The sequence below is a fragment of the Pseudomonas sp. EB271-G4-1 genome (assembly GCF_058791355.1).
The window spans coordinates 20,906-30,594 of the sequence record NZ_JBYTEO010000074.1 but is presented as its reverse complement, the minus strand read 5'-3'; the positions used below and the strand labels follow the sequence as shown (position 1 = coordinate 30,594).

The window sequence follows — 9,689 nt, the reverse complement described above, 5'->3', positions numbered from 1 at the left end:
GAGGCAGAGTGGAGGTTCTGCGCAGTGGGGAAACCGGCATGGATGCCGGTTTAGCCGCGCTGGGCCATGGATGGCCCATCGCGGCGGGCCCACGGAGCAGGACCGGAGCGAGGGCATGCCGAGCCTTGGCGAGGCACCGAACGTCAGGGGCAAGAGCCCTTGGTTACTTGGGGCTCTTCCAAGTGACTCGCCGTAAGGGCGAAACCCTAAGTGGCCGTGACCGCAGGAATGGATATGTACCCAATCCCAACCCCAATCCCAAACAGCCACCATCGCCCAAACAAAAACGGCCCCTATATATAGAGGCCGTTCCCGGTACAACTCAACACGCTACAGCAAGACAAATCTTACTTGCGGTCTTCCAGCTTGGTGATGTCACGCGACTCGTAGCCGGTGTACAGCTGGCGCGGACGGCCGATTTTGTACGGGCTGGAGAGCATTTCTTTCCAGTGGGAGATCCAGCCCACGGTCCGCGCCAAGGCGAAGATCACGGTGAACATGCTGGTTGGAATGCCGATCGCCTTGAGGATGATCCCCGAGTAGAAGTCGACGTTCGGGTACAGCGAGCGTTCGATGAAGTACGGGTCGGTCAGGGCGATCTCTTCCAGGCGCATGGCCAGTTCGAGTTGCGGATCGTTCTGGATGCCCAGTTCCTTCAGTACTTCGTCGCAGGTCTGCTTCATCACAGTGGCGCGAGGGTCGCGGTTTTTGTAAACGCGGTGACCGAAGCCCATCAGCTTGAACGGATCGTTCTTGTCCTTGGCCTTGGCGATGAACTTGTCGATGTTCGAGACATCGCCGATTTCATCGAGCATGGTCAATACGGCTTCGTTCGCACCGCCGTGGGCAGGGCCCCACAGTGCGGCGATGCCGGCGGCGATACAGGCGAACGGGTTGGCACCCGAGGAGCCCGCCAGGCGCACGGTGGAAGTCGACGCGTTCTGCTCGTGGTCGGCATGGAGGATGAAGATCCGGTCCATGGCCTTGGCGAGTACCGGGCTGATCGGTTTGATCTCGCACGGGGTGTTGAACATCATGTGCAGGAAGTTTTCCGCGTACGACAGGTCGTTGCGCGGGTACATCATGGGTTGGCCCATGGAGTACTTGTAAACCATCGCTGCCAGGGTTGGCATCTTGGCAACCAGGCGGATCGCGGAGATTTCGCGATGCTGCGGGTTATTGATGTCCAGGGAGTCGTGGTAGAAGGCCGAGAGGGCGCCGACTACACCACACATGACGGCCATCGGGTGGGCGTCACGGCGGAAGCCGTTGAAGAAGGTCTTCAGCTGCTCGTGAACCATGGTGTGGTTCTTCACGGTGCCGACGAACTGGGCCTTCTGCTCTGCGGTCGGCAGTTCGCCGTTGAGCAGCAGGTAGCAGGTTTCCAGGTAGTCCGACTTTTCAGCCAGCTGTTCGATCGGGTAGCCGCGGTGCAGCAGGATGCCGTTGTCGCCGTCGATATAGGTGATCTTCGATTCGCAGGAAGCGGTCGACATGAAACCGGGGTCGAAAGTGAAGCGGCCCGTGGCCGTCAGGCCCCGAACATCGATAACATCGGGACCAACGGTGCCGGTTAAAATGGGCAGCTCGACGGGGGCTGCGCCCTCGATGATCAACTGCGCTTTTTTGTCAGCCATGTGGCCTCCTATTTATGCTTGAAATCATCAGACAGACCCCCCACGCAGGGCCCGCACCACTATAGTGAGATAAATTTGAATGTCAATTTGCCTAAAGTCTTGCTCCAGAAGGCTTTAACCCTACTTTTTTATCGAAATTGACCGCCATTTACGCCTTTTATACGTGTTGCGCAATGCGCCGTTTTGGGAAGGTATGTCCGTTGTCATTAGTAGCCTAACTGTCTATACTCGGCCACCGACCGCCAAGGGCTTTTGGGCTTGCGTTATTGGGGGTCGCCTCCCTGGGTGGTGATTACCTGACCAGTGCACTCCCCAACAACTTTGCCCTGATTGTTAGGGGCTCTTCAGTGTGAAAAAAAAGCCGTGAAAAGCCAACGACCTGTAAACCTAGACCTAAGGACCATCAAGCTCCCCATCACCGGCGTTACGTCGTTTCTTCACCGTGTTTCCGGCATCATCCTCTTCCTGGGCCTGGGCTTCATGCTTTATGCATTGGGCAAATCCCTGGGTTCGGAGGAAGGCTTTGCCGACGTGAAGGCAACCTTGACCAGCCCTCTGGCCAAGTTCGTAGCATGGGGCCTCCTATCCGCTCTCCTGTATCACCTGGTAGCCGGTGTGCGCCACATGATTATGGACATGGGCATCGGTGAGACGCTGGAAGGCGGCACGCTGGGCTCGAAAATCATTATCGCCGTATCTGCGGTGCTGATCATTCTGGCGGGAGTTTGGATATGGTAACCAGCGTAACGAACCTGTCGCGTTCGGGCCTCTATGACTGGATGGCACAACGTGTGTCTGCGGTTGTTCTCGCGGCTTATTTCATCTTCCTGATCGGATACCTCGCAGCGAATCCGGGCATTGGCTTTGACCAATGGCATGGCCTGTTCGCTCACAACGGGATGCGTATCTTCAGTCTGCTGGCCCTTGTTGCCCTCGGCGCTCACGCCTGGGTTGGCATGTGGACCATCGCGACCGACTACCTGACGCCGATGGCGCTGGGCAAGTCCGCAACTGCAGTACGTTTCCTTTTCCAGGCAGTATGCGGCGTTGCGATGTTCGCTTACTTCGTCTGGGGTGTGCAGATTCTCTGGGGTATCTGATTCATGGCTAACATTCCAACGATTTCTTTCGACGCCATCATTATTGGTGGTGGCGGTGCCGGCATGCGCGCAGCGCTGCAACTGGCGCAAGGCGGTCACAAGACCGCGGTAATCACCAAGGTTTTCCCGACCCGTTCGCACACCGTATCCGCCCAGGGCGGCATCACCTGTGCCATCGCGTCCGCCGACCCGAACGATGACTGGCGCTGGCACATGTACGATACCGTCAAGGGCTCCGACTACATCGGTGACCAGGACGCTATCGAATACATGTGTCAGGAAGGCCCGGCCGCCGTTTTCGAGCTGGATCACATGGGTCTTCCGTTCTCGCGTACCGAAACCGGCCGTATCTACCAGCGTCCGTTCGGCGGTCAGTCCAAGGACTACGGTAAAGGTGGCCAGGCTGCCCGTACCTGCGCCGCTTCCGACCGTACCGGTCACGCGCTGCTGCACACCCTTTATCAGGGCAACCTGAAAGCCGGTACCACGTTCCTGAACGAGTACTACGCTGTTGACCTGGTGAAAAACCAGGCCGGCGAATTCGTCGGCGTTATCGCCATCTGCATCGAAACCGGCGAAACCACCTACATCCGTGCCAAGGCTACCGTTCTGGCCACCGGCGGTGCAGGTCGTATCTACGCGTCCACCACCAACGCCCTGATCAACACCGGCGACGGTGTCGGCATGGCCCTGCGTGCTGGCGTACCGGTACAAGACATCGAAATGTGGCAGTTCCACCCGACCGGCATCGCCGGCGCCGGCGTACTGGTAACCGAAGGTTGCCGTGGTGAAGGTGGTTACCTGATCAACAAGCACGGTGAGCGTTTCATGGAGCGTTATGCTCCGAACGCCAAGGACCTTGCCGGTCGTGACGTTGTGGCCCGTTCGATGGTTAAAGAGATCATTGCCGGCAACGGCTGCGGTCCGAATGGCGACCACGTGATGCTCAAGCTCGACCACCTGGGCGAGGAAGTGCTGCACAGCCGTCTGCCAGGCATCTGCGAGCTGTCGAAGACTTTCGCGCACGTTGACCCGGTTGTTGCTCCGGTTCCGGTTGTTCCTACCTGCCACTATATGATGGGCGGCGTTGCCACCAACATCCATGGCCAGGCGATCACTCAGGACGCCGACGGCGTAGACACCATCATCCCGGGCCTGTTCGCTGTAGGCGAAGTGGCTTGCGTGTCGGTTCACGGCGCCAACCGCCTGGGCGGCAACTCGCTGCTCGACCTGGTGGTCTTCGGCCGTGCTGCCGGCCTGCACCTGGAAAAGGCGCTGACCGACGGTATCGAGTACGACGACGCCACCGAAGCCGACATCACCGCGGCCCTGTCGCGCCTGGCCGCCCTGAACGAGCGTACCGATGGCGAAGACGTGGCAACCCTGCGTCGCGAGCTGCAAAACTGCATGCAGAACTACTTCGGTGTATTCCGTACCGGCGAATACATGCAGAAGGGTATTGCCCAGCTGGCTGACCTGCGCAAGCGCATCGCCAACGTCAAGATCAACGACAAGTCGCAGGCGTTCAACACCGCGCGTATCGAAGCTCTGGAACTGCAGAACCTGCTGGAAGTGGCCGAAGCCACCGCCATCGCTGCCGAAGTGCGTAAAGAGTCCCGCGGCGCTCACGCCCGTGAAGACTTCGAAGATCGTGACGACGAAAACTGGCTGTGCCACACCCTGTACTTCCCGGGTGAGAAGCGCGTTGCCAAGCGTGCCGTGAACTTCTCGCCGAAGACGGTTCCGACTTTTGAACCTAAGATTCGGACTTATTAAGGGTGGCCGCCATGTTGCAAGTCAGTGTTTATCGTTACAACCCTGATCAGGACGCTGCGCCGTTCATGCAGGAATTCCAGGTCGATACCGGTGGTAAAGACCTGATGGTGCTGGACGTACTGGCCCTGATTAAAGAGCAGGACGAAGGTTTCTCCTATCGTCGCTCCTGCCGTGAAGGTGTTTGCGGCTCCGACGGCATGAACATCAACGGCAAAAACGGCCTGGCGTGTGTCACGCCGCTGTCCGCCGTCGTAAAAGGTAACAAGTTGATCGTTCGTCCTCTGCCAGGCTTGCCGGTTATCCGTGACCTGGTCGTCGATATGAGCATCTTCTACAAGCAATACGAGAAGGTTAAGCCATTCCTGCAGAACGACACGCCGGCTCCGGCCATCGAGCGTCTGCAGTCCCCTGAAGAGCGTGAAAAGCTCGACGGTCTGTACGAGTGCATCCTGTGCGCCTGCTGCTCGACCTCTTGCCCGTCCTTCTGGTGGAACCCGGACAAGTTCCTGGGTCCAGCTGCCCTGCTGCAAGCGTACCGCTTCCTGGCAGACAGCCGTGACACCAAGACGTCCGAACGTCTGGCTGCGCTGGATGACCCGTTCAGCGTATTCCGCTGCCGCGGGATCATGAACTGCGTCAACGTATGTCCGAAAGGCCTGAACCCGACTAAGGCCATCGGTCACATCCGTCACATGCTGCTCTCGAGCGGTGTGTGAAACAGCTGTTGTAACCCAGCTGTTGTAAATGCAGTACCGCTGTAAATGTAGAGGCTAAGGCGCGGGCTTCAACCCGCGTCGTAGCTATAACCAGAGCAGCAGCTTAAAAGGCTGCGGCTCTTATTTTGAAGAAATGAGACAAGCAGGGGCATCCGGGCTGGTACCCGGACTATCAGTGTGATCCTAGTGGCTTGTTTTGGTCGCTGCATTTGGACTTCTGCAAGTTTGCTCGGTGTCGACACCGGTGGTGTTCCCCTAACCGAGGGTGACCAAGCATGCAAGAAAGCGTGATGCAGCGCATGTGGAACAGCGCCTACCTATCCGGTAGTAACGCTGCCTATGTGGAAGAGCTCTACGAGCTCTACCTGCACGACCCTAACGCTGTGCCAGAAGAGTGGCGCACCTACTTCCAGAAGTTGCCTGCTGACGGCAACCCTGCCACCGATGTTTCGCACTCCACAATTCGCGATCATTTCGTCTTGCTGGCAAAGAACCAGCGCCGCGCCCAACCGGTTTCCGCCGGCAGCGTGAGCAGTGAGCACGAGAAGAAGCAAGTTGAAGTGCTGCGATTGATCCAGGCCTACCGTATGCGTGGCCACCAGGCAGCCCAGCTTGACCCGCTGGGGCTGTGGCAGCGTCCTGCACCTGCAGACCTGTCGATCAATCATTACGGCTTGACCAATGCCGATCTTGATACGACCTTCCGTGCCGGCGACCTGTTCATCGGCAAAGAGGAAGCGAGCCTACGCGAAATTCACGAAGCGTTGCAGCAGACATATTGCCGCACCATCGGCGCTGAGTTTACGCACATCACCGATTCCGAGCAGCGCCAGTGGTTCCAGCAGCGTCTGGAAAGCGTGCGTGGCCGTCCGACGTACTCCGCCGACATCAAGAGCCACCTGCTCGAGCGCGTGACCGCCGGTGAAGGCCTGGAAAAATACCTGGGCACCAAATACCCGGGTACCAAGCGTTTCGGCCTGGAAGGCGGCGAAAGCCTGATTCCGATGCTCGACGAGCTGATCCAGCGTTCCGGTTCCTACGGCACCAAGGAAATCGTCATCGGCATGGCCCACCGTGGCCGTCTGAACGTACTGGTCAACACCTTCGGCAAGAACCCGCGCGAGCTGTTCGACGAGTTCGAAGGCAAGAAGAAGGTCGAGCTGGGTTCCGGTGACGTTAAATACCACCAGGGCTTCTCGTCCAACGTGATGACCACCGGCGGTGAAGTTCACCTGGCCATGGCGTTCAACCCGTCCCACCTGGAAATCGTTTCCCCGGTGGTCGAGGGTTCGGTGCGCGCCCGTCAGGACCGTCGTAACGACCTGACCGGTGAGAAAGTCCTGCCGATCTCCATCCACGGTGACGCGGCATTCGCCGGTCAAGGCGTGGTGATGGAAACCTTCCAGATGTCGCAGACCCGCGGTTTCAAGACCGGCGGTACCGTGCACATCGTGATCAACAACCAGGTCGGTTTCACCATCAGCAACCCGCTGGACTCGCGTTCCACCGAGTACGCCACCGACGTTGCGAAGATGATCCAGGCGCCGATCCTCCATGTGAATGGCGATGATCCGGAAGCCGTGTTGTTCGTGACCCAGTTGGCCATCGACTACCGCATGCAGTTCAAGCGTGACGTGGTGATCGACCTGGTCTGCTACCGTCGTCGCGGCCACAACGAGGCCGACGAGCCAAGCGGCACCCAGCCGATCATGTATCAGCAGATCACCAAGCAGCGCACTACCCGTGAGCTGTACGCTGATCGCCTGACCCAGGCCGGTGTACTGGACGCTGAACGTGTCCAGGCCAAGGTCGACGAGTACCGCAACGCGCTGGACAACGGTCTGCACGTCGTGAAATCGCTGGTCAAGGAACCGAACAAAGAGCTGTTCGTGGACTGGCGTCCGTATCTGGGCCACGCCTGGACCGCGCGTCACGACACGCGCTTCGACCTGAAGACTTTGCAGGAACTGTCCGCCAAGCTGCTGGAAATTCCGGAAGGCTTCGTGGTTCAGCGCCAGGTTGCCAAGATCTACGAAGACCGTCAGAAGATGCAAGCCGGCGGCCTGCCGATCAACTGGGGTTACGCCGAAACCATGGCGTACGCGACCCTGGCGTTCGAAGGTCACCCGATCCGCATGACCGGCCAGGACATCGGCCGCGGTACGTTCTCGCACCGTCATGCCGTGTTGCACAACCAGAAGGACGCGGGCACCTACATCCCGTTGCAGAACCTGTACGACGGTCAGCCACGCTTCGACCTGTACGACTCGTTCCTGTCCGAAGAAGCGGTACTGGCGTTTGAGTACGGTTACTCGACCACCACGCCGAACGCGCTGGTTATCTGGGAAGCCCAGTTCGGCGACTTCGCCAACGGCGCCCAGGTTGTAATCGACCAGTTCATCACCAGTGGCGAGCACAAGTGGGGCCGTCTGTGCGGTCTGACCATGCTGCTGCCGCACGGTTATGAAGGTCAGGGGCCGGAGCACTCCTCGGCTCGTCTGGAGCGTTACCTGCAGCTGTGCGCCGAGCACAACATCCAGGTGTGCATGCCAACGACGCCGGCACAGATCTACCACTTGCTGCGCCGTCAGGTGATTCGCCCGCTGCGCAAGCCACTGGTAGTCCTGACTCCGAAGTCGCTGCTGCGCCACAAGCTGGCCATCTCGACCCTGGAAGATCTGGCCGAAGGTTCCTTCCAGACCGTTATCCCGGAAATCGACGCCCAAGACCCGAAAAAGGTCGAGCGCGTTGTCCTGTGTAGCGGCAAGGTCTACTACGACCTGCTGGAAAAACGCCGTGCCGAAGGCCGTGACGATATCGCCATCGTGCGTATCGAGCAGCTGTACCCATTCCCTGAGGACGACTTGAAAGAAGTCCTGGCTCCCTACACCAACGCCAAGCATGCCGTTTGGTGCCAGGAAGAGCCGATGAACCAGGGCGCGTGGTACTGCAGCCAACACCACATGCGTCGCAGCATCAGCAACCTCAACAAGTCTCTCGTACTCGAGTACGCGGGCCGCGAGGCTTCTGCTGCACCGGCATGCGGTTACGCATCGATGCACGCCGAACAGCAGGAACAACTGCTGCAAGACGCCTTTACTGTTTAACGCCTTCGCGCACCTGAAACCGAATTTAAGGAACCACAGATAATGGCTATCGAGATCAAAGCCCCCACTTTCCCGGAATCGGTTGCCGATGGCACCGTTGCCACCTGGCACAAAAAACCGGGCGACGCGGTCAAGCGCGACGAACTGATCGTCGACATCGAAACCGATAAAGTCGTACTCGAAGTGTTGGCTACCGCTGATGGCGTGCTGGGCGCTATCGTCAAGAACGAAGGCGACACCGTTCTGTCCGACGAAGTCCTGGGCTCCATCGAAGCGGGCGGCGCTGCTGCCGCTCCAGCTGCTGCGGCTCCTGCCGCCGCTGCCCAGGCTGCTGCCCCTGCCGCCGAAGGCGAAGACGATCCTGTTGCTGCACCGGCTGCGCGCAAGCTGGCTGAAGAAAACGGCATCAACATCGCTTCCGTTGCCGGCACTGGCAAAGGCGGTCGCGTGACCAAGGAAGACGTGGTTGCAGCCGTTGCTGCCAAGAAAGCCGCTCCGGCTGCCGCGCCTGCCAAGGCTGCCGCACCTGCCGCTGCTGCTCCGGTGTTCGCTGCCGGCGATCGCATCGAGAAGCGTGTACCGATGACCCGCGTGCGGGCCACCGTTGCCAAGCGCCTGGTCGAAGCCCAGTCGAACATGGCGATGCTGACCACGTTCAACGAAGTCGACATGACCGAAGTCATGGCGCTGCGTTCGAAGTACAAGGATCTGTTCGAGAAGTCCCACAACGGCGTGCGCCTGGGCTTCATGTCCTTCTTCGTGAAAGCGGCCACCGAAGCGCTGAAACGCTTCCCGGCTGTCAACGCCTCGATCGACGGCGCTGACATCGTTTACCACGGCTACGCTGACGTCGGCGTTGCGGTTTCCAGCGATCGCGGCCTGGTTGTTCCGGTTCTGCGTAACGCCGAACTGATGAGCCTGGCTGAAATCGAAGGCGGCATCGCCACCTTCGGCAAGAAAGCCCGCGACGGCAAACTGTCGATGGACGAAATGACCGGTGGTACCTTCACCATCACCAACGGCGGTACCTTCGGTTCGATGATGTCGACCCCGATCGTCAACCCGCCACAAGCAGCCATCCTGGGCATGCACAACATCATCCAGCGTCCTATGGCCATCAACGGCCAGGTCGTTATCCGTCCGATGATGTACCTGGCCCTGTCCTACGATCACCGTCTGATCGATGGCAAAGAAGCTGTGACTTTCCTGGTGACCATCAAGAACCTGCTGGAAGATCCGGCTCGTCTGTTGCTGGATATCTGATAGAAGCAGTCGCGAGCTGCAAGCCCAGGCTGTCGGAAAACCCGCAGCCTGGCTTGTCGCTTGCGGCTTCAAGCTTTTCGCTAAAGAGGA

The 9,689-nt window shown here is 59.2% G+C and carries 7 protein-coding genes; 6 read left to right on the top strand and 1 reads right to left on the bottom strand.

The annotated features are described in order from the left end of the window. Nucleotides 1-347: 347 nt before the first annotated feature. Entirely contained in the window at nucleotides 348-1,637 is a 1,290-nt protein-coding gene (gene gltA / locus AC3WWR_RS26500) for a citrate synthase (protein ID WP_007959044.1), read from the bottom strand. A 363-nt stretch (nucleotides 1,638-2,000) separates the two neighbouring features. On the opposite strand from gltA, the gene sdhC reads away from it, so the two are divergent. The 6 genes from sdhC to odhB all read left to right on the top strand — a co-directional run bounded on the left by sdhC (nucleotide 2,001) and on the right by odhB (nucleotide 9,599). Beyond that, the gene (gene sdhC / locus AC3WWR_RS26495) at nucleotides 2,001-2,375 is read left to right on the top strand and encodes a succinate dehydrogenase, cytochrome b556 subunit (protein ID WP_083348457.1); all 375 of its coding nucleotides are present in this window, start codon (nucleotides 2,001-2,003) and stop codon (nucleotides 2,373-2,375) included. Next, nucleotides 2,369-2,737 carry a succinate dehydrogenase, hydrophobic membrane anchor protein gene (gene sdhD, locus AC3WWR_RS26490; RefSeq protein WP_083348458.1) on the top strand — a complete coding sequence of 123 codons (369 nt, stop codon included), beginning with the start codon at nucleotides 2,369-2,371 and terminating at the stop codon, nucleotides 2,735-2,737. The genes sdhC and sdhD overlap by 7 nt, the downstream gene beginning before the upstream one ends. Nucleotides 2,738-2,740: 3 nt before the next feature. Continuing rightward, nucleotides 2,741-4,513: a succinate dehydrogenase flavoprotein subunit gene (gene sdhA, locus AC3WWR_RS26485; RefSeq protein WP_083348459.1), complete on the top strand. Its 1,773-nt coding sequence runs from the start codon at nucleotides 2,741-2,743 to the stop codon at nucleotides 4,511-4,513. Between the two features lie 11 nt (nucleotides 4,514-4,524). Then, the gene (locus tag AC3WWR_RS26480) at nucleotides 4,525-5,229 is read left to right on the top strand and encodes a succinate dehydrogenase iron-sulfur subunit (protein WP_083348460.1); all 705 of its coding nucleotides are present in this window, start codon (nucleotides 4,525-4,527) and stop codon (nucleotides 5,227-5,229) included. Nucleotides 5,230-5,504: 275 nt separating this feature from the next. Next, nucleotides 5,505-8,336: a 2-oxoglutarate dehydrogenase E1 component gene (locus AC3WWR_RS26475; protein WP_020799804.1), complete on the top strand. Its 2,832-nt coding sequence runs from the start codon at nucleotides 5,505-5,507 to the stop codon at nucleotides 8,334-8,336. 42 nt (nucleotides 8,337-8,378) lie between these two features. Next, nucleotides 8,379-9,599, top strand: a complete 1,221-nt coding sequence (gene odhB / locus AC3WWR_RS26470; RefSeq protein ID WP_020799803.1) for a 2-oxoglutarate dehydrogenase complex dihydrolipoyllysine-residue succinyltransferase — start codon at nucleotides 8,379-8,381, stop codon at nucleotides 9,597-9,599. The last annotated feature ends 90 nt before the right edge of the window (nucleotides 9,600-9,689 follow it).

What these genes read in the sequence shown, in the direction of transcription:
- gltA (WP_007959044.1), bottom strand. Translation starts at nt 1,637, where the DNA reads ATGGCTGACAAAAAAGCGCAGTTGATCATCGAGGGCGCAGCCCCCGTC.
- sdhD (WP_083348458.1), top strand. Translation starts at nt 2,369, where the DNA reads ATGGTAACCAGCGTAACGAACCTGTCGCGTTCGGGCCTCTATGACTGG.
- sdhA (WP_083348459.1), top strand. Translation starts at nt 2,741, where the DNA reads ATGGCTAACATTCCAACGATTTCTTTCGACGCCATCATTATTGGTGGT.
- AC3WWR_RS26480 (WP_083348460.1), top strand. Translation starts at nt 4,525, where the DNA reads ATGTTGCAAGTCAGTGTTTATCGTTACAACCCTGATCAGGACGCTGCG.
- AC3WWR_RS26475 (WP_020799804.1), top strand. Translation starts at nt 5,505, where the DNA reads ATGCAAGAAAGCGTGATGCAGCGCATGTGGAACAGCGCCTACCTATCC.
- odhB (WP_020799803.1), top strand. Translation starts at nt 8,379, where the DNA reads ATGGCTATCGAGATCAAAGCCCCCACTTTCCCGGAATCGGTTGCCGAT.